At 49.5% G+C, this 24,295-nt stretch carries 24 protein-coding genes and 1 other RNA gene; 17 read left to right on the forward strand and 8 right to left on the reverse strand.

Going from position 1 to position 24,295, the window contains the following annotated elements; genetic code table 11:
- Window positions 1-15: 15 nt before the first annotated feature.
- Entirely contained in the window at window positions 16-663 is a 648-nt protein-coding gene (serB, locus tag DEU29_RS10735; RefSeq protein WP_133540356.1) for a phosphoserine phosphatase SerB, read from the forward strand.
- Here the strand turns inward: serB and DEU29_RS10740 are convergent.
- Complete coding sequence (locus DEU29_RS10740) at window positions 652-3,177, reverse strand: PilZ domain-containing protein (protein ID WP_133540357.1); 2,526 nt, start codon at window positions 3,175-3,177, stop codon at window positions 652-654. The two genes, serB and DEU29_RS10740, sit on opposite strands and share 12 nt — an antisense overlap.
- Before the next feature lie 62 nt (window positions 3,178-3,239).
- Between DEU29_RS10740 and radA the strand changes: the two genes are divergently transcribed.
- Genes radA through DEU29_RS10760 form a run of 4 tightly spaced genes read left to right on the forward strand, consistent with a single transcriptional unit; the run spans window position 3,240 to window position 7,133 of the window.
- Window positions 3,240-4,607, forward strand: coding sequence for a DNA repair protein RadA (gene radA, locus DEU29_RS10745; RefSeq protein ID WP_133540358.1), 1,368 nt, complete (start codon window positions 3,240-3,242; stop codon window positions 4,605-4,607).
- Window positions 4,597-5,415, forward strand: a complete 819-nt coding sequence (locus tag DEU29_RS10750; RefSeq protein WP_133540359.1) for an ABC transporter substrate-binding protein — start codon at window positions 4,597-4,599, stop codon at window positions 5,413-5,415. Before radA ends, DEU29_RS10750 begins: the two co-directional genes overlap by 11 nt.
- Window positions 5,399-6,373: a FecCD family ABC transporter permease gene (locus tag DEU29_RS10755; protein WP_166635908.1), complete on the forward strand. Its 975-nt coding sequence runs from the start codon at window positions 5,399-5,401 to the stop codon at window positions 6,371-6,373. The genes DEU29_RS10750 and DEU29_RS10755 overlap by 17 nt, the downstream gene beginning before the upstream one ends.
- A 1-nt stretch (window position 6,374) precedes the next feature.
- Window positions 6,375-7,133: an ABC transporter ATP-binding protein gene (locus DEU29_RS10760; RefSeq protein ID WP_133540361.1), complete on the forward strand. Its 759-nt coding sequence runs from the start codon at window positions 6,375-6,377 to the stop codon at window positions 7,131-7,133.
- Between the two features lie 11 nt (window positions 7,134-7,144).
- Here DEU29_RS10760 and ettA read toward each other — a convergent pair whose 3' ends face one another.
- Window positions 7,145-8,809 carry an energy-dependent translational throttle protein EttA gene (ettA, locus tag DEU29_RS10765; RefSeq protein WP_133540362.1) on the reverse strand — a complete coding sequence of 555 codons (1,665 nt, stop codon included), beginning with the start codon at window positions 8,807-8,809 and terminating at the stop codon, window positions 7,145-7,147.
- Between the two features lie 196 nt (window positions 8,810-9,005).
- Between ettA and glyA the strand changes: the two genes are divergently transcribed.
- The 4 genes from glyA to ribBA are packed head-to-tail and all read left to right on the forward strand — an operon-like array spanning window position 9,006 to window position 12,979.
- Complete coding sequence (gene glyA, locus DEU29_RS10770; RefSeq protein ID WP_133540363.1) at window positions 9,006-10,262, forward strand: serine hydroxymethyltransferase; 1,257 nt, start codon at window positions 9,006-9,008, stop codon at window positions 10,260-10,262.
- A gap of 26 nt (window positions 10,263-10,288) precedes the next feature.
- On the forward strand, window positions 10,289-10,738 hold the full coding sequence (gene nrdR, locus DEU29_RS10775; protein WP_105306918.1) for a transcriptional regulator NrdR: 450 nt from the start codon (window positions 10,289-10,291) through the stop codon (window positions 10,736-10,738).
- Window positions 10,731-11,858 carry a bifunctional diaminohydroxyphosphoribosylaminopyrimidine deaminase/5-amino-6-(5-phosphoribosylamino)uracil reductase RibD gene (ribD, locus tag DEU29_RS10780; RefSeq protein WP_133540364.1) on the forward strand — a complete coding sequence of 376 codons (1,128 nt, stop codon included), beginning with the start codon at window positions 10,731-10,733 and terminating at the stop codon, window positions 11,856-11,858. Before nrdR ends, ribD begins: the two co-directional genes overlap by 8 nt.
- A gap of 8 nt (window positions 11,859-11,866) precedes the next feature.
- A complete protein-coding gene (gene ribBA, locus DEU29_RS10785; protein ID WP_133540365.1) occupies window positions 11,867-12,979 on the forward strand; it encodes a bifunctional 3,4-dihydroxy-2-butanone-4-phosphate synthase/GTP cyclohydrolase II in 1,113 nt (370 codons plus the stop codon).
- Here ribBA and DEU29_RS10790 read toward each other — a convergent pair.
- Genes DEU29_RS10790 through DEU29_RS10805 form a run of 4 tightly spaced genes read right to left on the reverse strand, consistent with a single transcriptional unit; the run spans window position 12,922 to window position 16,396 of the window.
- On the reverse strand, window positions 12,922-13,866 hold the full coding sequence (locus tag DEU29_RS10790) for a ketopantoate reductase family protein (protein WP_133540366.1): 945 nt from the start codon (window positions 13,864-13,866) through the stop codon (window positions 12,922-12,924). The two genes, ribBA and DEU29_RS10790, sit on opposite strands and share 58 nt — an antisense overlap.
- Window positions 13,856-15,187 carry an AmpG family muropeptide MFS transporter gene (locus DEU29_RS10795; protein ID WP_243734571.1) on the reverse strand — a complete coding sequence of 444 codons (1,332 nt, stop codon included), beginning with the start codon at window positions 15,185-15,187 and terminating at the stop codon, window positions 13,856-13,858. Before DEU29_RS10795 ends, DEU29_RS10790 begins: the two co-directional genes overlap by 11 nt.
- Window positions 15,187-15,792 (reverse strand): peptidylprolyl isomerase, encoded by a 606-nt coding sequence (locus DEU29_RS10800; RefSeq protein ID WP_133540413.1) that lies wholly within the window; start codon window positions 15,790-15,792, stop codon window positions 15,187-15,189. The genes DEU29_RS10795 and DEU29_RS10800 overlap by 1 nt, the downstream gene beginning before the upstream one ends.
- Window positions 15,793-15,832: 40 nt before the next feature.
- On the reverse strand, window positions 15,833-16,396 hold the full coding sequence (locus DEU29_RS10805; RefSeq protein ID WP_166635909.1) for a YajG family lipoprotein: 564 nt from the start codon (window positions 16,394-16,396) through the stop codon (window positions 15,833-15,835).
- Between the two features lie 157 nt (window positions 16,397-16,553).
- On the opposite strand from DEU29_RS10805, the gene DEU29_RS10810 reads away from it, so the two are divergent.
- The 3 genes from DEU29_RS10810 to ffs all read left to right on the forward strand — a co-directional run bounded on the left by DEU29_RS10810 (window position 16,554) and on the right by ffs (window position 18,639).
- The gene (locus tag DEU29_RS10810; protein ID WP_133540368.1) at window positions 16,554-17,642 is read left to right on the forward strand and encodes a ketoacyl-ACP synthase III; all 1,089 of its coding nucleotides are present in this window, start codon (window positions 16,554-16,556) and stop codon (window positions 17,640-17,642) included.
- 61 nt (window positions 17,643-17,703) lie between these two features.
- Window positions 17,704-18,450 carry an enoyl-CoA hydratase gene (locus DEU29_RS10815; RefSeq protein ID WP_133540369.1) on the forward strand — a complete coding sequence of 249 codons (747 nt, stop codon included), beginning with the start codon at window positions 17,704-17,706 and terminating at the stop codon, window positions 18,448-18,450.
- Between the two features lie 92 nt (window positions 18,451-18,542).
- Window positions 18,543-18,639: signal recognition particle sRNA small type (gene ffs, locus DEU29_RS10820), an RNA gene on the forward strand.
- 29 nt (window positions 18,640-18,668) lie between these two features.
- On the opposite strand, the gene DEU29_RS10825 is transcribed toward ffs, so the two are convergent.
- Together DEU29_RS10825 and priC are read right to left on the reverse strand one after the other, a co-directional pair.
- Window positions 18,669-19,571: a histone deacetylase family protein gene (locus DEU29_RS10825; RefSeq protein ID WP_133540370.1), complete on the reverse strand. Its 903-nt coding sequence runs from the start codon at window positions 19,569-19,571 to the stop codon at window positions 18,669-18,671.
- Window position 19,572: 1 nt separating this feature from the next.
- Complete coding sequence (priC, locus tag DEU29_RS10830) at window positions 19,573-20,079, reverse strand: primosomal replication protein PriC (protein ID WP_166635910.1); 507 nt, start codon at window positions 20,077-20,079, stop codon at window positions 19,573-19,575.
- Between the two features lie 499 nt (window positions 20,080-20,578).
- On the opposite strand from priC, the gene DEU29_RS10835 reads away from it, so the two are divergent.
- The 5 genes from DEU29_RS10835 to DEU29_RS10855 are packed head-to-tail and all read left to right on the forward strand — an operon-like array spanning window position 20,579 to window position 24,293.
- Entirely contained in the window at window positions 20,579-21,367 is a 789-nt protein-coding gene (locus DEU29_RS10835; protein WP_133540372.1) for a DUF3450 domain-containing protein, read from the forward strand.
- The gene (locus tag DEU29_RS10840) at window positions 21,364-22,734 is read left to right on the forward strand and encodes a MotA/TolQ/ExbB proton channel family protein (RefSeq protein ID WP_133540373.1); all 1,371 of its coding nucleotides are present in this window, start codon (window positions 21,364-21,366) and stop codon (window positions 22,732-22,734) included. The genes DEU29_RS10835 and DEU29_RS10840 overlap by 4 nt, the downstream gene beginning before the upstream one ends.
- 4 nt (window positions 22,735-22,738) lie before the next feature.
- Window positions 22,739-23,263, forward strand: coding sequence for a MotA/TolQ/ExbB proton channel family protein (locus tag DEU29_RS10845; RefSeq protein WP_133540374.1), 525 nt, complete (start codon window positions 22,739-22,741; stop codon window positions 23,261-23,263).
- A gap of 12 nt (window positions 23,264-23,275) precedes the next feature.
- Window positions 23,276-23,677: an ExbD/TolR family protein gene (locus tag DEU29_RS10850; RefSeq protein WP_133540375.1), complete on the forward strand. Its 402-nt coding sequence runs from the start codon at window positions 23,276-23,278 to the stop codon at window positions 23,675-23,677.
- A gap of 1 nt (window position 23,678) precedes the next feature.
- Window positions 23,679-24,293 carry an energy transducer TonB gene (locus DEU29_RS10855; RefSeq protein ID WP_133540376.1) on the forward strand — a complete coding sequence of 205 codons (615 nt, stop codon included), beginning with the start codon at window positions 23,679-23,681 and terminating at the stop codon, window positions 24,291-24,293.
- Window positions 24,294-24,295: the final 2 nt, after the last annotated feature.

Below are 24,295 nucleotides of genomic sequence, written 5' to 3' on the forward strand. Positions count from 1 at the left end.
CTACCGGAGTTATAAATGGCCAATTCGCGAGCCGATAATGTCATCGTCTTTGACATGGATTCTACCTTAATTCAAATAGAGTGTATCGATGAAATTGCCGCTTTAACAGGGGCAGGTGCGCAAGTCGCTGCAATTACTGAGCGAGCGATGCGCGGCGAACTAGACTTCGAACAGAGTTTACGCGAGCGAGTCGCCTGCTTAAAAGGCGTGTCAGTGAACGAGTTCGAAAAAATCTTTAATCCGTTGCCCCTGACCGCAGGAGCAGAACTATTAATTAGCACATTGCAGCAGGCCGGCTGGCGCACGGTGCTGGTTTCCGGCGGTTTCGAATGGTTTGCCGAGCGTGTTGCCGCAGCCCTGAAGCTGGATGAGTATTATGCCAATGTATTAGTGACACAAGCTATGACGCTGACGGGTGATGTTGGTGAACCGGTAGTCGATGCTAACTATAAAGCAATGCAGGTATCGCGATTAAAGCAGCAGGCAGCGCATGTTGTGGCAGTGGGTGACGGTGCCAACGACATTGCGATGCTGGAGGCTGCCGATCTGGGGGTCGCATTTTGTGCGAAACCGGCGCTACGCAAGGTTGCGGATATCTGCATTGAGCAGCCTGATTTAAGCCTGCTGCTGCCCGAACTGAAAAAACTTGGGTTAATTAGCTGACAGCCACGAGTTAAGTCGCTGCTGCTGATGTTTGATGTTTTCCAGGCTGACATCGGCAAACTTTAACACCTCTGCTGTTATATCGTGGGTGTCGGCGACCGCGTAAACCTGCCACAACTCTTCCTCTAGCTCGTTAGCGCGGTGCGAGGCATATTGTGATAAATAACTCATTTCCGCCTGAACAAATTGAATATCCGGCCGCCCGGTGCGGCTTAATTCGACTTGCACGGCAAAAAACACGGCGTCGGGCAGACACTGGTCCACAAACGACAATATGGTTGCAGTGTCTAATGAGTCAAACGTCTGCCACTGAGTTTGCAGAACGCTCTCGCCCTGGTCCTGATATAACTTAACCAACAACAATTTTTTGAGCGGCCGGTCGGAGCGGCTCAGCGCCTGTAATGGCGGTAATATTTCGGTAGCAAGGCTGCTGCCGCGCAACACCGGCTGAATGTTCAGGTTGTCAGCACCACTGCCGGGTAGGTGAGCCAGTAATTTGGCCCAGCCGGAACGCCATGACGACACGCCAGCACGGCGCAAGGTGACCTGTCGTTTTTTGTTCTGATACAAATACAGGGGAACGGACGGCGGTGCGGCGCAGTAGAGGTTGCGCAGGCAAAGTTCGATACCATTCAGCGAGGTGTTCTCGTGCAGCAGTTTTAGTTGATCCCGATGCTCTTTAATCAAAAAACGGAAAAATTCAGCACCGGCATGGCGTTGTTTTTTGTCATCGGTTTTTTGTTTGGGGATTTTAAGGTTAAGCGTTGTCTGGCTAACGTCACTGTTCACCACCAGATACGGAATATCACGCAGGTCGAATTTTTTATGGTTTTTCTCGAAACCGGTCAACGAAAGCAACACTGTATCATTGACCTGTGTATCGACAGCATCGTCAAGCTGCACTTTTAATCCATGCACTGACAGGTCCAGAATCATGCCTTCACGAATCGCCTTACCAATGCGTAGTCGGCAACGGCTGCGGTAACTAAAACGTTGTTCTTTGCGCAAGTCGACAAATTCCAGCCGCACGTCTTTGGTGCGAATAGGAACGGCCGGAGGATGAAGAAATACTTTTAATGCTTTGACCTGGCTTTTATCAAAGTCATTGCCCGCAAATTGCCGCATGCTGTCGGTAACATCGGTTAAGGTACCTAAATAATTGAGTGGTGCCAGCGCCTGTTTTACGCGTGGACTGGGCGGATTTAGCCGGAATGGAATTTGTACCTCAAGTGGCACCGCTTGTGGCTGCCAGGCCTGCTCAGGGTCAAGTTTGCGTAAGCGGAACTGATAGACCCGGAAAGATGACTTTTGTGCGGCAAAATTAACAAAGGTGTCCCAAAAATCGTTCTTTAATAACTCCTCTGCCAGCGCCGAGTAGTAATAGATTTTGCCACGGGCGGTAATGCTAAAGGTCAAAAAGGTTACGCTGGCTTCGGGGTGTTCAGCTAAACGCTTAATAAAATGTGCCGAGCGTCTGGGGTTAAAAAGTGAACCAATCGAGATCTGGTTGTGCTCGTTAATCCAGTCCTCAATGATATGACGGTTATTATCGGTGGTCAGAACATAATCGGCTTGTAGCTGCTTGTCACGGAACGCAAAATAAATTGGCAATACCCCCAGCCGCGGCATCAGAAACTGCTCATGTCCCTTATTCATCAGCGCGTGATAAGTATTATCGATATTCACGCGGTAACGTTTTTTGTAGCCATTAATAAACTGCTTGAGGAACTTATCCAACGAATCGGAGCTAAACTCACTTGAGCGATTTAAACTGAGGTAGGTTTTATCCCCCTGGCGCTGTACGGCAACGATGGTGTATGGAATAGCCATTTGGGGATCCAGCGTAAACTCTTTGGCTAAGCCGGTAAAATAAACATTCAGCTTGTCGCCGGTTTTTTTCTGCCAGTCCACATCCACTCGCACTCTTAAGCCGGTAACTGAAATATCACTGGTAATCGCCTTTTTACTGGTTAGCTGGTCGTCTTCCAGGCGTACTTCAACGCTAAAGTTCATCCGTTCTTCAGCGCGATAGGGATAATCGCCAAAGTGGAAGGTATCGACTAGATAGGGTGACTGGATTTCGTCATCTGCGGTATACTCTTCGCGCGTCGCAACTCGCTCAGCATGTTGATTTTTTCGCTCTAAGGCCTGTTCGCGCTCTTTTTCCTGAATCACACGGTTGTTGTTTTCGGCAGTGAGAATTTGCTCGTAGGTGTCCTGAGTAAAAACGCCGTTATAAATGCGTAAACCACGTTCAAAAATGTCTTTTGCTACTTCATCCAGGTAATGACGGCGGCCTAAAAAGTCATAAGGCTCACAGCGACCGCTAACGCGATTACGCAAATCAACCGTCTGCAGACAGGGCGAAGCTAACCGGCGCAGCTCCATTTTTAACTGAAAACGAGTAGGCCCATCTTCGCCCTCGGTTAAGGCACGAAAAATTTTATCGAAGTCGGGCTCATTCACAACAGGTTTTAATTGTTCGATGAGTTGCTCAAAATGGGCATTCGGCATTATGGTATTTTATTCTTATAATAGATGACTTTATTTAGCATCATAGAACGAGTTGGCGGGTAATGGCAAAAACAAAAACGGCGTATGTATGTAATGACTGTGGTGCAGACTTTCCGCGTTGGCTGGGGCAATGCACAGAGTGTAAAGCCTGGAACAGTCTGACTGAAGTACGCCTGAGTAATCCTAAAACGCATCCGCGGGTGGCCGAGCGTAGCGGCTTTGCCGGCGCCACACAGGCGCGTGTGCAAACCCTTAACGAAGTGTCACTGCAAGAAGTACCGCGTTTTAGCACCACCTTTAAAGAATTTGATCGGGTACTGGGCGGCGGCGTGGTGCCGGGATCTGCTATTTTAATCGGTGGCTCGCCCGGCGCTGGTAAGAGTACGCTGTTACTTCAAACTTTGTGCCGCCTGGCCGAAGGTAAACGCACCCTATATGTTACTGGCGAAGAGTCGTTGCAGCAGGTCGCGATGCGCGCTCAGCGGCTGTCGCTGCCGATGGATAAACTGCGCATGCTGGCCGAAACCTCGGTAGAAACCATTTGTCAGTTAGCTGACCAGGAGAAACCTGAAGTGATGGTGATTGACTCGATACAGGTCATGCACCTGTCGGATGTCACGTCAGCTCCCGGCAGTGTCTCGCAAGTGCGCGAAACAGCCGCGTTTTTGACGCGTTATGCGAAACAAAATGGCGTTGCCATTATTATGGTGGGTCATGTTACCAAAGACGGCAGTCTAGCCGGGCCTAAGGTGCTGGAGCATTGCATCGACTGTTCGGTTATTCTTGATGGCTCGTCAGACTCACGTTACCGCACCTTACGGGGTACCAAAAATCGCTTTGGCGCGGTTAACGAACTGGGTGTTTTTGCAATGACCGGCAGCGGCCTTAAAGAAGTATCCAACCCCTCAGCTATTTTCCTGCAACGTGGCGAAGAACAGGGCAATGGTTCAGTGGTTATGGTGGTATGGGAAGGCACGCGGCCACTACTGGTAGAAATCCAGGCCTTGGTCGATTATTCGGCATTGGCCAATCCGCGCCGGGTTGCAGTAGGTTTGGAAGCAACGCGGTTAGCGCTGTTGTTAGCGGTATTGCATCGTCACGGCGGCTTGCAAATTTCTGATCAAGACGTGTTTGTGAACGTTGTCGGCGGCGTAAAAGTAACGGAAACCTCAGCTGATATGGCGTTACTGTTGGCCATTGTGTCGAGTTTTAAAGGTGAACCGCTGCCGCGCGAGCTAATTGTGTTTGGCGAGGTGGGCCTGGCGGGCGAAATACGGCCCGTACCCAACGGCCTGGAGCGGCTGAACGAAGCGGCTAAACATGGTTTTAAGAAGGCGATTGTACCACTGGCAAATAAACCGAAAAATGCGCCTGACGGCATGACTGTCGTCGGTGTTAAAAACTTACAAGAAGCGCTGGATGCGATTTAAACGATACTGGTTGCTGGCGCTGGTGTTGGTTGTTACAACCGACACCAGCATAGCGCAGCAACAGCGCTGGGTATCGCTCAATCAATGTGTTGATCAGTTGCTGTTGCGCTGGGCGCCGCAACAACTGGTTGGGATTACTTACCTGAGCGCTGACGAGCCGCTGCTAAAAACAACAGCAGCCCAAGTTACTGCTCACAACGGCACGCTGGAGTCTATATTAGCGCTGCAGCCCTCGCGGGTTATCGCCACCGCATTTACTGATCCCCGCCTGGTTGAGCAGTTGCGCGAATACACGCAAGTCACGCGCTTAGCTCAACCGCAGAGTTGGGCTGATTATAAGCGCTGGCGGCAACAGCTGATTGAGCTGGGGCTGGAAGAACAGGTCAGTCAACACGCAGCTAAAACACGAGTTCAGCTGGCACGCCTGAAGAGTCAGCCACAACAGGTGGTTTTTGTTATGCCGAATCAGTGGAGCTGGGGTGAGGGCAGCTGGGCAGATACATTAATTAATCAGGCCGGCTGGCAGAATCTGAGTGCAGCCGAAGGGAGTGGGCTTGTTGCCCTGCAGCTGGAGCAATTGCTGCAATGGCAACCCGATACTGTGATTTTAGAGGGGTTTAGCGAAAATAGCTTTGCCCTGGCCAATAGCTGGCGCCACCACCCGCTGCTTAAGCAATGGCTGCAACAACAACGCGTTACCGTCATCGATAGTGATAAAGCGGCATGCCCCGTAGTTAACATAGGGCTATATCTGGATGCTTTGGAACAAGTTCAACAACAACGAGTTAGCCATGACCCGACTACCTGACAGCCGTTGGCTGATGCTAGCGTTCAGCTTTATTTTATTGAGTGTCTGGCACCTTAGCCAGGGGCCGGTAACGCTGCAAGTTACCGAGTTAAGTCAGTTACAGAAAACCATACTGCTGGATATTCGACTGCCTCGTTGGCTGCTTGTTATCGGCAATGGCATGGCACTGGGGCTTGCCGGAGCGACGTTACAGCTGCTACTGCGTAACCCACTGGCAGAGCCGGGGCTCATTGGTGTTTCGTCAATGTCAGCGCTGACCACGGTTGCAGTTTTATATTTTGGTATGTTGGGAATGTCCTCTTTTTTATTACCGCTGGTGGCGCTCGCCGGCGGCTTACTCGGGTTGTTGGTGATTTTGTTGTTGGCGTGGCGACAACACGATGTTTACCGGGTTATTTTGGCCGGCGTAGCGGTGTCATCACTGGCTGCCGCGCTGATGGGACTTATTCTGTATCTGGCACCCAATCCATTCGCATTTCAGGAATGGAGTTTGTGGACCCTGGGTACACTCGCGAACCGTAGTTGGTCACATTTATTGTTATTGCTCCCTTGCCTGGTGCTTGGTGTAGCGCTACTTGCCAGTGCCCGCCATTTATTGACCGCCTTAACCTTATCCGAGCAGACGGTTGCAACGCTGGGTTTTAAGCTGGTCAGCCAGCGCAATATGATTTTACTGGCTGTCGCGGTATTGGTGGCCGGTAGCGTGGTCAGTGCCGGTATCATCGGTTTTATCGGTTTGCTGGCGCCCCATTGTATTCGTTTGTTGGGTGAGCAGCACCCACAGCGAGTGCTGTGGTTAAGTGCGCCTGCCGGTGCCTTGTTGCTATTGAGTATGGATATTATCACGCGCGTGATCAGTGGGCCGCGCGAACTGCCCGTCGGTATAGTCGCTGCATTAGTGGGGGCGCCGCTGCTGATTGCGCTATTGATGCGTCAATATCGACAGCAGGTCATTTGATATGGCGTTACTCGAACTTTGCGATATTCGTGTAGAGGGCTTGTCAGCACCAAGGTTGCAGAGTATCAATCTAACCCTGCACAGCGGACAGTTAGTTGGTGTTATCGGTGCCAATGGAGCCGGCAAGAGTAGTTTGCTAAAAACTATTGCCGGGCTGTTAACGCCTGCCACGGGTCACGTTGCTATCGACCAGCAGCCGATGCAGCAAATGTCTGCCCGACAAAAAGCTGAAGTTATGGCTTACTTACCGCAACGGGAACAGCCGCAGTGGGATGTCAGCGTTATTGAATTGATAAAAATTGGTTTATTGCAGCATCGGCTGAGCCGCAGCGAGCAACAGCTTAGGATTGACCAGGTCGTCACTGAATGTGACTTAGTCGACTTGTCAGCGCGTGCATTATCTACCTTATCGGGTGGCGAGCAGCAACGCGCACTGCTGGCACGGGCGTTAGTCGGACAACCGAAATTGTTGTTGTGCGATGAGCCGACCAGTGCGCTGGATATTAATCATCAGCTACATACTATGCAATTACTGCAACAACGCAGCGGCCAGGGCCAGTTGGTACTTTGCTGTCTGCATGATTTGCCACTAGCGGCACGTTTTTGTGATCAGTTGGTGTTATTAAACGAAGGCAAATTGATTGACGTTGGCGCGCCGGCTAAGGTGTTATCAGATGCTAATTTAGCGCAGGTGTTTGGCATAAAAGCACAGTGGTTTTGTGAAGACAGCGGCGTGGCGTGGTTGCCACAGCCGCTGTGAGTAGAGCTTAATTAACCAATCGGCTTATATTTAATGCGGTGTGGCTCCATTGCCTGCTCACCGAACTTATCTTTCATGTAGGCTTCATAGTCACTGTAGTTACCTTCGTAGAAGACCACTTCGCCTTCGTCACGGTAATCCAGAATATGGGTTGCGATACGGTCAAGGAACCAACGGTCGTGCGAGATGACCATGACTGAACCCGGGAATTCCAGAATCGCTTCTTCCAGCGCGCGTAAGGTTTCGACATCGAGGTCGTTGGTTGGCTCATCCAGCAACAGCACGTTGCCACCCGCTCGCAATAACTTAGCCAGGTGAACGCGGTTGCGCTCACCACCTGATAACTCGCCAATACGTTTTTGCTGGTCGGTGCCGCGGAAGTTAAAGCGACCAACGTACGCGCGGCCATTAACTTCAAAGTTACCAATTTTAAGGATATCGTTACCGTCGGTGATTTCCTGGAATACCGTTTTGCTGTCATCCATGTCATCGCGGAACTGATCAACGCTGGCTAATTCAACGGTTTCACCTATCTCGATGGAGCCGCTATCCGGTTGTTCCTGACCACTGATCATGCGGAATAAGGTTGATTTACCGGCACCGTTTGGACCAATGATACCGACGATAGCGCCTTTCGGTACGCTAAAGCTCAGGTTGTCGATAAGCTGACGGTTTTCGTAGGCTTTGCTAATACCGTTAACGTCGATAACTTTATCACCCAAGCGTGGACCGGGCGGAATGAACAGTTCGTTAGTTTCGTTACGTTTTTGGTAATCACCGCTTTGCAATTCTTCAAAGCGGTTAAGACGTGCCTTGCTTTTAGCCTGGCGGCCTTTCGGGTTAGTGCGTACCCACTCCAGCTCTTGTTTGATGGTGCGTTGGCGCGCTTTTTCCTGGCGCTCTTCCTGTTCCAGGCGTTTCTCTTTTTGCTCCAGCCAGCTGGAGTAGTTGCCTTCCCAGGGGATGCCATAACCACGGTCCAGCTCCAGGATCCAGCCGGCAACATTGTCGAGGAAATAACGGTCGTGGGTAATGGCTACCACGGTACCGTTGTAATCGTGCAGGAAGCGCTCCAGCCAGGCTACAGATTCAGCATCTAAGTGGTTAGTTGGTTCGTCCAGCAACAACATGTCAGGTTTGGACAGCAGCAGGCGGCAAATGGCTACGCGGCGACGTTCACCACCGGATAAGTTGCCAATTTTAGCATCCCATTGTGGTAACCGCAGGGCATCCGCTGCACGCTCCAGAATGTTATCAATATTGTGGCCGTCTTTCGCCTGCAATAATGCCTCTAACTCGCCTTGTTCTTTTGATAGTGCGTCAAAGTCAGCGTTTTCATCCGCATAGGCAGCGTAAATCTCATCCAGCCGGGTTAGCGCCTCTTTAACATCGGCAACGGCTTCTTCAACCGTTGCTTTTACGGTTTTTTCTTCGTCCAGCTGCGGCTCTTGCGGCAGATAGCCAATTTTAATACCGGCTAGCGGGCGCGCTTCGCCCTCAAAGTCCTGATCAACGCCGGCCATAATGCGCAGTAGCGTTGATTTACCAGCACCGTTTAAACCGAGTACGCCGATTTTAGCGCCCGGGAAAAATGATAATGAAATATCTTTTAGAATCGTCTTTTTGGGGGGAACAACCTTGCTCACCCGCGACATAGAATAAATGTATTGCGCCATGCGACGAACAATCCTTGCATTGCTGTAAAAAGTTGTCCCTAGTTTAATGCCAAATGGGGTAAATGCCCAAATTTGTTTGATGAGTCTAACTAGGCATTAGTTGTCGTTTTAGGTTAAAATGGCGGCACTATTGAGTCGTTAAGATTCGCAGTCATGATGGAAGTTAGCCATCGCAAACCGTTAAGTGGGAGCTGTAATGCAAAAATCGCAACACAATATCGCTGAATTTGATGCTGAACTTTGGGACGCTATGAGCAAAGAAGTCGAGCGTCAGGAGCAACACATTGAACTGATCGCATCAGAAAACTACACCAGCCAGCGTGTGATGGAAGCTCAAGGCTCGCAGTTAACGAATAAGTATGCCGAGGGTTATCCGCATAAACGCTACTATGGTGGCTGTGAATACGTTGATATCGTAGAGGACCTGGCGATTGAGCGCGCCAAAGAGCTATTCGGCGCCAAGTACGCTAACGTACAACCGCACTCGGGTTCACAAGCCAACACGGCTGCGTTTATGGCGTTGATGGAAGCCGGTGATACTTTTCTGGGTATGAGCCTGGCGCATGGTGGCCACTTAACTCACGGTTCAAGTGTTAACTTCTCGGGCAAACTCTATAACGCGGTGGCTTATGGTCTTTCCGAAGAGACTGGCGAAATTGATTACGAAGAAGTTGAGCGTTTAGCTAAAGAACACCAGCCTAAAGTTATTGTTGCAGGTTTTTCAGCCTATTCCGGTATTGTCGACTGGCAGCGTTTTCGCGAAATTGCTGATGCAGTCGGCGCCTATTTATTGGTTGATATGGCACACGTTGCCGGTTTGGTTGCCGCAGGTGTTTATCCTAGCCCAATACCATTCGCAGACGTGGTCACCACCACCACACACAAAACGTTAGCCGGACCGCGTAGCGGCCTGATTTTGTCGGGTAAAGACGACGAAAAACTGCACAAGAAATTGAACAGTGCGGTATTCCCGGGCAATCAGGGTGGTCCACTGATGCACGTGATTGCGGCTAAAGCGGTCGCATTCAAAGAAGCCTTGCAGCCTGAGTTTAAGAGCTATCAAGAGCAGGTGCTGAAAAATGCCAACGTGATGGTCGAAACACTGCAGCAGCGTGGTTATAAAATTGTTTCAAACGGTACTCAGAATCATCTGTTCCTGGTCGATTTGATCGATAAGGATATCACCGGTAAAGATGCTGATGCGGCCTTAGGTCGTGCGTTTATCACGGTCAATAAAAATGCTGTGCCTAATGACCCGCGGTCGCCGTTTGTGACCTCAGGGTTACGTCTGGGAACACCGGCCATTACCCGTCGCGGTTTTAAAGATGCTGAGGCAAAACAGGTGGCAAACTGGATTTGTGATGTCTTAGACGATATTAACAACGAAGATACGATCAACGCAGTGCGTGAACAGGTTAAAGCGCTGTGTGCAAATTTTCCGGTTTATAAATAACGCGGTAAGCTAAACGGAGAACACCGATGCACTGTCCATTTTGCGGCACCCAAGACACTAAAGTGATTGATTCGCGACTGGTCGCGGATGGAGCATCGGTGCGCCGGCGGCGTGAGTGTAATCACTGCAAGGAGCGTTTTACCACGTTCGAAACGGCTGAGTTGATTATGCCGCGAGTGATTAAGTCTGACGGTAGCCGGGAACCCTTTAACGAAGATAAACTTCGCAATGGCTTGCTAAGAGCATTGGAAAAACGTCCGGTGAGCCTGGAACTGATGGAACAGGCGATTAATAAAATTAAGTCAGCCATACGTGCTACCGGTGAACGCGAAATCAGTAGCGACTTCATTGGTAATCAGGTAATGGATAACCTCAAGCAAATTGATAAAGTGGCTTATGTTCGCTTTGCTTCTGTCTATCGCTCGTTTGAGGATATTCGCGAGTTTGGCGAGGAGATAGCGCGCCTTAATGATTAGCGAGCAAAGTCAGCTTGACCACCAGATGATGCATCGGGCGCTGGAACTCGGGCGTCGCGGCATCCTGACCACGTCGCCAAATCCAGCAGTCGGTTGTGTATTAACGCAAAATAACCGTATTGTCGGCGAAGGCTGGCACCAACAAGCCGGGCAAGCTCATGCCGAGGTGAATGCCATCACTGCGGCCGGCGCCGAGGCGAAAGGTGCTACCGCTTATGTCACCCTTGAACCCTGCAGTCACTTTGGCCGCACCCCACCGTGCGTTAATGCATTGATTGATGCTCAGGTTAAGCGTGTGGTGGTGGCGATGCAGGATCCTAACCCGCAGGTTGCGGGAACCGGTATTGCCAATTTGCAGAAGGCCGGAATTGAAGTGCAGGTTGGTGTGTTAGAAGCCGCCGCGAAAGCCTTAAATCCGGGCTTTATTCACCGCATGACGACCCAATTGCCGCTGTTACGATTAAAAATGGCAACCTCGTTAGATGCCAGAACCGCATTAGCCAATGGCAAAAGTCAGTGGATTACCTCAGCGGCCGCGCGCTCAGATGTACAATTTTGGCGTGCCCAGGCCGATGCAATTTTGACCGGTGCTGATACGGTACTGGCAGATAATCCAAGGTTAACGGTGCGGGCAGAACAGTGGCCGGCGACGAGAGAGCTGCCGACGCCGCTAAAACAGCCGATTCGGGTAGTCATTGACGGCCAGAATCGTATTCATGACGATTTGCAATTATTTGCCTCAGAGGCACCGGTATGGTTAATACGCCATACTGAGGCTAATGCCAGCCGCCATCCGCATTGCCACCAGATCATCGTTAAAAAGACCGCTGATAATAAAATAGATTTACATGATGCCATGCTGGAGCTGGCGCTGCGCGAGGTTAATTTAGTCTGGACTGAATGTGGTGCGAGCCTGGCCGGTGCGTTGTTGCAACAACAGCTGGTGCAGCAACTGTTTTTATATCAATCCACGCAGCTATTAGGCCCGACTGCCAGGGCTGCTTTGGAGCTCGGGGAATTTACAGAACTGTCTCAAGCGCCGCAATTTATCATCACAGATCGGCGCACTATTGGCAGCGATAATCGTATTATTGCGACGCCAAAACAGGAACAAAAATAAGGGTAACTATGTCACTGCATACCACAGAAGAAATTATTGAAGATATTCGTCAGGGCAAAATGGTTATCCTGATGGATGACGAAGACCGTGAAAATGAAGGTGATTTAATTATCGCAGCGGACTGTGTTACACCCGAAGCGGTTAATTTTATGGCACGCTACGGCCGCGGTTTGATTTGCCTGACGTTAACGGAAGAGCGTTGTAAACAACTGAACCTGCCACTTATGGTCGACAAAAATAACGCACCTTATGCGACTAACTTTACGGTTTCTATCGAAGCTGCGGAAGGCGTGACCACCGGAATTTCAGCGGCCGATCGGGCTAAAACGGTTAAAGATGCGGTGGCCAAAGATGCGAAACCTGAAGATCTGGTGATGCCGGGTCACATTTTCCCGCTAAAAGCCAAGCAGGGTGGGGTATTGAACCGCGCCGGTCACACCGAAGCGGGTTGTGACCTGGCCAGGCTGGCAGGCTTTGAGCCGGCCTCGGTTATCGTTGAAGTACTCAACGAAGACGGCACCATGGCGCGTCGCCCGGATTTAGAAAAGTTCGCCACAGAGCATGATATTAAAATCGGCACCATCGCAGATTTGATCGAGTATCGCTCGATGAAAGAAAAAACCGTGACCCGGGTTGCTGAATGTCGGTTACCGACCAGTGCCGGTGAATTTACCCTGGTAACTTATCAGGACTCGATTGATCAACAGGTTCACCATGCTTTGGTGCATGGCGACATCGACGCAGACAAGCCGACCAATGTTCGGGTGCATTTGCAGGACACCTTTCACGATACCTTGCTAACAGAGCGTGCCGCAAAACGTAGCTGGCCAATTTACAAAGCGATGAAATATCTGGCAGAACACGACGGCGTGCTGGTTATTATTGGTCGTCAGCAAACCGCTGATGATATCATCGCGCAGGTAAAAGAGTTTGAAGCGCAGGATCAAGGCGAGCAAAAACCGACGGCGTCAGCCTCAAATGCGTCGCGCAACGTGGGTGTGGGTTCGCAAATTCTGGCCGACCTGGGTATTCATCAAATGCACTTGATGAGCTCACCTAAACGCTACTCGGCGTTGTCAGGGTTTGGTCTTGAAGTTGTCGACTTTATCGAAGATAAGTAACTTGCGCCTAAGGCGCAAGTCACCTTCTTGTGCAAGGGAACACTTAATCCATGCTGGCCTGCTTTTTCTACGATAAAGCCGTTCATGGCGTAAATTTCGGTAGGACGTTGATTGTCAACGTCCACCAGCATGGATGAGCGATTTTTGGCGGTGGCGTTAATCACCGCATCCACCCTCTGTTGGGCCGAATCAAAATCAATGTCCTGACCCTCTGCGGCAGCTACTGCTATAAACTCCTCAATTAAAGCATCTTTCTCAGCCCGGAAGCGTGATTCCGCCAGCGCGCCGTTATTAACCCGGTATATTGCCGTTAATGGATTGATAACACAGTTAATTAGTAGCTTCTGCCACTGGCGTCGCTGAATGTCTTCAACCACAGATAAGGGGGCAAATGCAGTTTTGAGCAGCTGCTGAATTGTGTCGGGTAATAATTGTTGCTGATTAACCGCAGACTGAGCCAACCAACTCTCGCCATCGCCGTTTTTTGTTATCGCGTAACCATCGCGGCTTGCGGCCTGTGTGGTCAATAGCGCAAACAGCGGACGCTTGCTGGCAATATCTGACATGCCATTGTGGCTTATAATTACCGGGCAATTAGCATCAATGTTGAGCTGGTCGAGGCGCTGCAATGCATTGCTGAGGTCATAAGATTTAACTGCCAGTATAACCGCATCGATGCGTTGCCCGGCCGAAAAAACCGGAGTTTGGTAATGCTGGCAGCTGCTTCCTTTAGTCAACGACCAATCGATGCAAGTGTGCTGCGCTGCTGTTCGTGTCAACCAATGCACTGACTGTTGCTGTTCAAGCAGGCCTGCCGCGATCAAACCACTGATTGCCCCGGGACCTGTCACCAGCCAATTCAACTTTGAGCTTGGTTCAGCGTTCATCGCGCAAACTCTCTAAGTGAGTCAGGGTATGGCGGATATGCCACAAAAATGCCAGGCTGGGTAACACCATAATTGCGGTTAAGAAGAAGAATAACGCCCAGTTACCATCCAGTGCATCGACAACCGCGCCACTGTATGTGGATAACAATGTTCTGCCTAAGGTTCCCAAGGATGCCATCAGCGCATATTGTGAGGCAGTGAAAGTGCGATTACAAAGTAGGCTGATAAAGGCGACAAAGGCGACTGTTGACCAGGCGCTTGTAAAGCCGTCAATAATTACCGCACTCAAAAACAGCGATTCGCTGGGTCCGGTAAAAGCAATCCAGGAAAACATCAGGTTGGACGCAGACATGGCTAATCCACCCAGGAATAAGCCTTTAACTATGCCCATGCGCAGATTAACGGCGCTTCCCAATAAAGCAAATATGATAGTCACCCACCAGGTAACCAGTTTTGAGTAAGTGCCAATTTGCTCGTTGCTAAAACCTATCTCTTTATAAAAAACAATCGACATGCGGCCCAAAAAGGCTTCGCCGATTTTAAATAAAAAGATGAACAGCAGCACAGACACAGCAAATTTAATTCCGCTACGCATAAAAAACTCGCGAATAGGCGCGATCACGATATGCTGTAGCCGTTCCAGCCAGTTTGTCCGGGCTTTGTCGCCGAGACTGTCTTGTTGATGGTATGTTGCCTTGCGCACCACTAACACCATGATGCCAATGACCAGCATGATACCTGCCAACACGGCGTAGGCATGCTGCCATAATACTTCGGTACTATCGACAATAAAGAAAGGTATCGCCCCCAAGCCGGCGTAGCCGGTCCACCAACCGGCGGTAGCCATAGCAGCACCGGCGCTTTGCAAACGGCCTTCGGTTACTGCGAATGATTCAATGCGGTAGGCATCGATGGCAATGTCCTGAGTTGCAGAACTAATGGCGATAGCCATTGCTAACAGGCCAACCAGGTGTACGTTATCGGTAACATCCAGTCCGGAAAGCGCAAAGCAGGCGGCGACAATGACTAATTGACACAGTAAGATCCAACTGCGGCGCTGCCCTAACCAACGAGCCAATAAGGGAATTTTTAAGGAGTCGACTAACGGCGACCACAAAAAATTAATCGAGTATGCGCTAAAAACGGCACCAAAGTAGCCAATGACTGAGCGTGTCATGCCGGCTTCCTGCAGCCACGCGGACAGCGCTGAGCTAATCATCACCCAGGGAAAACCACTGGCAATGCCCAGCATAAAAATGACCAGCACCCGGGGCTGTAAATATACCCGCAAATCCTGACCGAAGGACGCCGAAGCTGCCATCAGTTTGCCGGCACTACTTCAATGCGTTTTAATACCGGCGGCTCAGCGGGGACATCACGCCAACCGGTCTCTTTGTCGTAGGGAAGAGATTCGATTTTAGCCAGCTGCTCTAATACATCTAAGCCGTCAACAACGCGCCCGAAAACGGTATAGCCCCAATCGCCACTGTCCGGGTCGAGTGAGGTGTTTTCATTCAGATTAAAGAAAAACTGACGCGTCGCCGTATGCGGTTTTCGTTCACGGGCCATAGCAATGGTGCCATAGGTATTAAGCAAGCCATTGCCGGATTCGTTTACGATGGTTTCGAAGGTTGGCTTAGCCTGGAAGTCAGCATCATAACCACCTCCCTGCAAGACAAAATCAGGCACCAGGCGATGAAAGATAGTACCGTTGTACTGGGCTTTTTTAACGTAGCGGAAAAAATTCTCGACGGTTAACGGCGCTGCTTCGCGGTTAAGCTCTACGGTAATATCACCGGCGCTGGTGACAAAAACAACACGCGGGAATGGGTTATCAGGTTGTACCTGAGCCGCTGCCGGAGCGACAATACTTGCCGTTAGCAGGACCAACGCAAGGAAACTTTTAACTGTCGAGAACCTCGTCATCACCATGTTATTCTCCCTATGATTTTTTTCTTCTTGGTTTCTATTCGTTATCTCTGATGCGCAATTTAGGGTCGTTACTGATGTCAGTCAGAACCCTCGCCAGTAATGCAGAGAATTCGCGCTCGATAACCGCTTCATCGGCACGTCCTATGGCGCTGGACTCTGCCCGACCACGATACACATTGCTGTAACGTCGGTTATTATTAATTGCCGTAACACGCAACTCAATTTCATGTTTCAGCTGATACTTCAATGCGCTGCTGGTGCCTTTAACCACTGCTTCTTCAATAGTGATGATCCATTGTAAGTTGCCATTAGTGGTTGGTTTTACCAGCGTCTGAAGAGATCCCTCAATGGTAGCTTTTAGCGGCACGGAGGGGGCCGTGAACCGTGCTTTGTCTTCGCTTTTTAACTGGCGATATAAATAGCTGTGTGAACGCTGGTCGTTAACCGTGATTTGTTGCACGGATTGCGACAGCTTATTGGTTACCGGGTTTAGATTAATAATTAACGGCTGTGGTGCACTGGCACATGCGCTGAGCAGTACGCTGGTTAGCGCAATGAGCAAGGTGCTAGATAAACGGGCTTTTACAGATCCGATCATTGGCGTTACCTTTAAGACGAGCATTCAACAGACTAACATTCGTGCTATGATACGGTAAAAAGGGCTTCTGCTAAAACGCTTTAGCAGGTTTTTTACGCCGTGTTTAAAAGCTGTGCGGTGACTGAGGTCGCAGCAGCCAGAGGTAAAAGGGTTCATTGTGAATAAATACGCAGAAATTACCGGTTGGGGCAAATGTCTCCCTCCCGCGGTTATGACCAACGATGATTTAGCGACGTTTTTAGAGACTTCCGATGAATGGATTGTCTCGCGAACGGGAATTTCTGAACGCCGGGTAAGTCATGTTGGTACCTCTAAGCTTGCCACCGTAGCGGCTAAAAACGCGTTAGCGGCAGCTGATCTGGATCCGGAATCAATTGACCTGATTATTGTTGGTACCTGTACCCCTGACGAAATTATTCCTAATGTCGCGTCAGCAGTGCAGCGTGATCTTGGCGCGAAAAATGCCGCCGCGTTTGATTTGAATGCCGCCTGCAGTAGCTTTCTATATGCCATGCATATGGCGACTCAGGCTATTCGTACCGGGGCTCATCAGCGCGTATTACTTATTGGTGCAGAACGGTTAACGCGTATTCTGGACTGGACTAAACGCGAGAGTGCGGTGCTATTCGGTGACGGCGCGGGCGCAATGGTATTAGAGGCTTCTGACCAGGAAAGCGGTTTAATAGCCAGCCATATTAGTTGTGATGCCGATGCGCGCGATGTATTGAGTCTCGACTTTGGCTTAAGCTTTGATCGCTTTGGTTTTGACGGCATCATGCAATTTGACTTTATCGGTCAGGAAATATTCAAGCGCGCAGTAAAAGGTATGAATGCGGCGGTTGAAAATGTATTTGCGCAAACCGGCTTAACGACTGACGACATTGACTCGCTGATTCCTCATCAGGCAAATAAACGGCTAATCGATTATCTGGCCAAACTTTGTAAAGTGCCCAGCGAAAAGACGGTCATTAATATTCAAAAATACGGCAATACTTCGTCAGCCACTTTACCGATTGCTTTTGCAGAGGCCGCAGACTCCGGTGTTATTAAACCCGGCGACAAGATTATGTCTGCGGTGTTTGGCGGCGGACTTACCTGTGGGGCAGGCTTGATCCAATGGGGGGAGCGCGTCACACCAAAACAGAATAATCAAATGCAGCTGGAGCCCAGTGATTTGTCAGCGCTGGAAATGATTGTTCCGCTACACGAAAAAACTGCGGCAGCCTGGCAAAAGCGTGAACAATAAGTAAAAAGCTGATAGGCTCGTGCTTAACAGGTACAACCAGTTAAGTACGAGGTTTTTTTACATGGATACTCCACAGGTAGAAGTAAGCCACGCGGACGGCGTTGTCCGGATAAAACTGAACAGACCGGAAAAGAAAAATGCCTTTACCCAGGCAATGTATACGGCGTGCGAACAGGCGTTAATTGCGGCTGATAATGATGCGTCGGTATCTGTCGTGGTTTTTGAAGGGGCAGGCGACAGCTTCTCGTCAGGTAACGATTTAAACGACTTCCTCGCTATCGAAAATCTGGACGAAAGCGCGCCACCATTTAAGTTTCTGCATACCATTAACCGTGTCACCGTGCCCATCGTGGCTAAGGTTAACGGCTTAGCGATAGGTATTGGTACTACCTTGTTACTACATTGCGACCTAGTCTATGCCAGTGAGCATGCCACCTTTGCACTTCCTTTTGTAAAACTTGGTTTGCTACCGGAAGCGGGCTCAAGCCTGTTATTACCGCGTTTGTGCGGCCACCAGCGTGCATCGGAATTGCTCTTACTCGGTGATAACTTTAGTGCCCGACAAGCACAACAGTTTGGCTTTGTTAACGGGGTAGTGGCCGCAGACGAGCTCGATCAACACGTTGACAACGTCATTGCTAAGTTAACCTCACAGTCGCGTCAGGCACTTAGGATTAGCAAGCAATTGATTAAATCGCCGCAGCAATCAGTTGCTGATCGGATAAGCCACGAAGCCGGATATTTTGCTAAAGCCTTAAGTTCAGATGAAGCGAAACAGGCAATAGCAGCAAAGCTGCAGAAAAAGTAATCAGTTAATCCGTTCTAGCTGAGACAGAGCTTGTATCAAGCCCGTGACTACGCCATAATGCATGGGCTTATTCGTAAGCGTTATGGTGACTCTGCGGGTCCCCTCGCAACACTAACTGGCGAACCCGGTCAGGCCCGGAAGGGAGCAGCCGTAGTCAGGGATGTGGGTGCCGGGGTGTGGCTGGTGGAGTCGCCACCCATCTTTATTCGTTTAAATAACTACTTCCAAACGTGATAGGCCGCCCGCAATAGTTGCGCATGCGCCTTGATTAAACGCGCCAAATTACGCTGGTAGCCGCCGCCGATAACTGCCGCGCAGCTGATGTTGTGTTTTCTGGCGGTACTCAAGACCCTGTAGTCGCGGTTAAAAATTCCATTTAAGCTAATCGACAAGTGACCCAGTTCATCTTGTCGGTAGATGTCGACGCCTGCGTCGTACAAAATAAGATCAGGTTGATGGCTGACGATTAGTTGCTCAAGCGTTGCATCGACTACCGCCAGATAGTCGTCGTCGGTGGTGCCTTTGGGTAATTCAATATCAAGGTCAGATTCCGACTTAGTAAAAGGAAAATTCTTTTCGCCGTGCAATGAGCAAGTTACCACGCGAGGTTCGTCAGCAAAGAGTGTTGCGGTGCCATCGCCCTGATGCACGTCAGTATCAAAAATAAGCACTTTGCTTTGTGGACAAGCATCAATCACCGATTTTGCTGCAATCGCCAGGTCATTGAGTAAACAAAAGCCGCTTCCCCAGTCATAGTGCGCGTGGTGATAACCGCCGGAAAAATGAATTGCGCAACCATATTGCATTGCCAACATGGCAGTATCCCGGGTTCCTGCGGCAGATGTCAGAGTGCGTAACAACAGTTGCTCAGACCAGGGGAAGCCGACCCGCCGCCATTGTTTTCTGTCGATTCTATTATTAACTAACTCCGTAATGTAGTCAGGGCAATGTACACGGGTTACCTCATTCCAGTGCAACGGTGTTGGCTGTACCCATTGTTCTGGTTTGGCCCCGTGCTCGTCAGCCCACTGCTTAAGTAAGGCATATTTTTGGATAGGGTAGCGGTGGCGCGGGGGTAACTCTAATCGACTGTAACGCGGGTGATATACAAACGGAACCAAACTAGCGGCCTTCTTCGAGTTGTTGAATAGAAGCTTCCAGCGTAGCTAATGCCTGCTGACAACGGTTCAGCCGTTTTTCCTGTTGTTGTGCGCCGATACTGTCATGCTGGCGCCGACAGTTTTCGATATTTATTAGTAAGCGCTGTTCATAGCCGCGATAGGTAGCTAACTGTTGATGCATCTGGGCTAATCGTGACTGCTGAACCAGACGTTTATCTTTTTTCTCGACAGGTAGTGAAGACCCATTCAGGGCTGTGGTCAACGCCATAAGTTGCTGACTAACCTGTTCAGCTAAAAAGTTTCGCACCTCGGGTCGGTTTGCATCACTCAGCTTGGCAATGAGTTGTTTTAGCTCCTGTACATAGTCGACAGCCAGGTTAGAACGACTATGAAACAGCGACTGCGAAAACCATTGCTCGCGCAATTTACGTTGCCGTTTGCGGTTTTCAGCATCAAATTGCTGCGCTTGTTGCTCAAGCCTGGTGACAATGTTGTCGAGTTGTTGCAAACCCTTTATCCTTGCGTCATTAGTGAGCGAACCATCGTAAATTATATTATATGACGATGCGGACTAAACAAAGCGTTCTTTACATTCGGTATAAGTTTAAAGCAGAGATGTTTAAAATAAGTTAAAATTTATAACAGGCTGTTGTTCGCGGATCAAAAAGTGATACTATGCGAGTAGGAGTAGTATCCCGAAATGGGCAGTTTTTATGCTGTTTTGTGCCGGGAATGTTACCGAATAAAGATGACAGGATGTTGTCTTCAGCTGCTCTTAAATACAACAATAACGACGCGAAAAGCGCAATCCACGGCTGTTATAACGCAGTGAACACTGGCTCAGGGCAGGTTGACAGCGTATAGCCATCGTGGGAATATTCGTGAGTTATTGCTTGTTTGTTTAAGGCAAGCAAAGAGTTGGATTTGATCTTTTCGTCACTCATAAACTGGTGTTTCGCGTCGTCTCAGACGTTGAAGCGGAAGTTAATTAAAATTGGTTGGGAACTATGACCAAAGTAATCAAGAGAACCAAACTCGCTGCAACCCTGATGGGTGTGATGGCGTTTGCGGGCACCGGCGTCGCTGCTGCTCAGCAAGTTGATGTAGCTAAGCTACAGAACGAAGAACAAAAGATCCTGAACGCACAGGAGCAATCGCAACAAAAGATTGACTCGCTGTTCGAGCAAAGCCAGGACTTATTGATCGAGTATCGCTCAGTTGTTGCAGAGTACGAGAACTTGAAGGTCTATAACGACCACGTTGCTGGTTTGGTCGCTGACCAACAGGCAACTATCGACTCGCTGCAGCGTCAGATCGACGGCATCGAAGAAACTAAGCAAGGCGTTGTTCCATTGATGTATGAAATGATCGACGCATTAGCTGAATTTGTTGAGCTTGACCTACCAATCCAGAAAGAGAAGCGTCTAGACCGCGTTGCTCGCCTGGAAGACTTAATGGGTAACTCAAACGTTTCTACTTCAGAGAAGTTCCGTCAGATCGTCGAAGCGTACCAAGCCGAGCTTGACTACGGTTCTGGCCTTATCTCGTATCAGGGCAACCTGAATATCGACGGTCAGGAAGTGGCTGTTGATTTCTTCCACATGGGTCGTGTGGCTTTCTTAGCACAATCATTGGACCTTAAAAACGCTTGGATTTATAACAATGAATCCAACGAGTGGACAGCGCTTGAAGATGAGTACCTTAACCCTCTGACGACAGCGATTCGTATGTCTCGTAAGCAAACAGCTTTCGATCTTGTGAAACTACCAGTATTCGCAGCGGAGAGTGCAGAATGAAACAACTAGTTAAATCGTTAATGATTGCGGCAGCAGTCAGCCTTTCTGCAGGTACGACTCTCGCTGCCAATGCGCAGGACAATACCAACGCAAAAAGCTTGGAAGAGCTGATGCAGTTGGTAGAAAAAAATCGTGTATCGTCGCGTCAATTAAGTGCCGAGCGTGAAGCTGAATTCACTGCCGCACGTGCTGACAAGCAAGCTTTGTTAAACCAAGCTAAACAGCAATTGGCTGACGAAGAAGCACGTGGTAAGCGTTTGCAGAATCAATTCTCTGAAAACGAAATTACCCTTGCTAATAAAGAACAAGAGCTAGAAAACGCGAAAGGTACATTGGGCGAAATGTTCGGTGTGGTTCGTGGTGCAGCTACCGAGACTATCGGTCGTATCGCAACCTCTATCGTAAGTGCTCAATACCCAGGTCGTGAAGACGTGTTGGAAAGCTTGTCAGAAGCTAAAGAATTACCAACACTTCCTGAACTTGAAGAACTTTGGATGGCTCTGCTAACCGAAATGATTCAATCAGGCAAAGTTGTTAACTTCACTACTGACGTCTACCAATTAGACGGCGGCGCTGAAAGCAAAGAGGTCACTCGTGTTGGTGTATTCAACTTGCTTCAGCAAAATGGTGAATACCTGACTTACAATGATACTACTGAACAGGTTCAGCCACTGGGTCGTCAGCCTGAAGGTTATATCGTTAGCCAAAACAGTGAGTTCACTGGCACAGGCGAAGGCTATGAAGGTCTTTATCTTGACCCTTCTCGCGGCCAAATTTTGGGTCTGTTGACTCAAAAAGCGACTCTGGAAGAACGTTATCACCAAGGTGGTACAGTCGGTTACGTTATTACCGTGGTGTTAATCATCGGTCTACTGATTGCAGTGTACAAGCTAGTTACTTTGACTGCTGTCGGCGGCAAGATGCGTTCGCAGCTTAAGAACATCGATAATCCTTCAGACAAAAACCCACTGGGTCGTGTATTGAAGGTATATCACGCGAACAAAAACAGCGATGCTGAGAATCTTGAGCTGAAACTTGACGAAGCAATTCTGAAAGAAACACCTAAGATCGAAAGCGGTATCAACGTAGTGAAGATTTTCGCAGCGATTGCACCTCTGTTAGGTCTATTGGGTACGGTAGTTGGTATGATTGGTACTTTCCAATCAATCACACTATTCGGTACCGGTGACCCGAAAATTATGGCAGGTGATATCTCAATGGCGTTGGTAACAACAGCTATGGGTCTTATCGCGGCAATCCCGTTGATTTTGGCTCACAGTTTTGTGGCAGGCCGCAGCAAGTCAATCGTTCACATTCTGGACGAGCAGGCGGCTGGTATCGTAGCGGCTCACTCGGAGAAGGAGTAATCCCATGCTTTACCTGATGGAACTTTGGGAATCTATCAGGGATTTTATTGCGACCGGTGGCGACGTCCTGTACGTCGTCATGGCGGTACTCTTTCTAATGTGGGTACTGATGATTGAGCGTTATTGGTTCCTGTCTGGCGCATTCCCTAAACTTCGCAAGAGTATTATTGCGAAGTGGGACGCCCGGAAAGATACCACCTCATGGTACGCACATAGAATCCGTGAAGCATGGATTTCCGAAGCTAACGATAAACTGAATGCACGTATTCTGTTGATTAAAACCTGTGTTGCACTTTGTCCTCTGGTAGGACTATTGGGTACTGTGACCGGTATGATTACGGTATTTGAAATCATGGCAGTGCAGGGTACGGGTAACCCCCGTTTGATGGCATCGGGTATTTCGATGGCAACAATCCCTACGATGGCGGGAATGGTTGCAGCGTTATCCGGTATGTTTTTCGCAACACGTCTTGAAAGTAAAGTACGTCGTGCGAAACAGAGCCTGGTCGACAGTCTGCCACATCACTAAGAGAGTAAAATTATGGCACGTAATCGTATTCGCGAAGAGGAAGATGCGGCGATCGATATGACGCCGATGCTGGACATCGTCTTCATCATGTTGATCTTCTTTATCGTAACGACCTCTTTCGTCAAAGAAGCGGGTATTCAGGTAAATAAACCTGAAGCCAACCAAGCGACCAAGGAGCCTTCAGCTAACATCTTTATCGCTATTCGTGATAACGGTGAGATCTGGATGGATAAACGACAAGTTGAAGTTGAGCGTGTTGCAGCAAACTTAGAACGTATGCTTGCTGAGCAACCGACCGACTTGGTGGTTATCCAGGCTGACAAGGAATCTCAGCATGGTCGTGTTGTCGAAGTTATGGACCAAGTTAAGGAAGCGGGTATCGATAAGATATCCATAGCAGCGGAGAACAACTAATATGGTTCGCTTTTTAGTATCTTTACTACTAGGTGCGGCCGTTACGTTTGCTCTGTTTGCTTTTATGGCTTACTTAATCGGCGGAGGGGCGAAGAGTAACGAAGCTCCACCCCCAACGCCGGTCATTGAGATCGTAACGTCGCCTCCTGAGTCCGACGTTCAGCAGCGGCAGCGGACACCACCGCCACCGCCACCGCCGCCCGAGGCTCCACCTGAGACACCTCAGGCAGAACCTGACACTAGCGATAGTGGCGGCATGAACATGAACATGGGCTTTGACGTAGACGTAGGTGGTGCAGACACCGGTTTATCCGGACCTGGTAACCTACTGAACCAAGACGGTGACGCAACGCCAATCGTGCGTATTGAACCGCGTTATCCGCCATCTGCTGCCCGCAACGGCACCGAAGGTTGGGTACAACTGCGATTCACCATTGCACCTGATGGTAGCGTAACTGACGTCGAAGTAATTGACTCTGAACCTCGTCGAGTGTTTGACCGAGAGGCTCGCCGCGCGTTGTTGCGGTGGAAGTACAAGCCGAAGGTTGTCGATGGCAAAGCTATCGCCCAACCGGGTATGACCGTTCAGCTCGACTTTACTATGGATGGGCAATAAGA

The sequence above is a fragment of the Idiomarina aquatica genome (assembly GCF_004362895.1).
Lineage (GTDB): Bacteria > Pseudomonadota > Gammaproteobacteria > Enterobacterales > Alteromonadaceae > Idiomarina.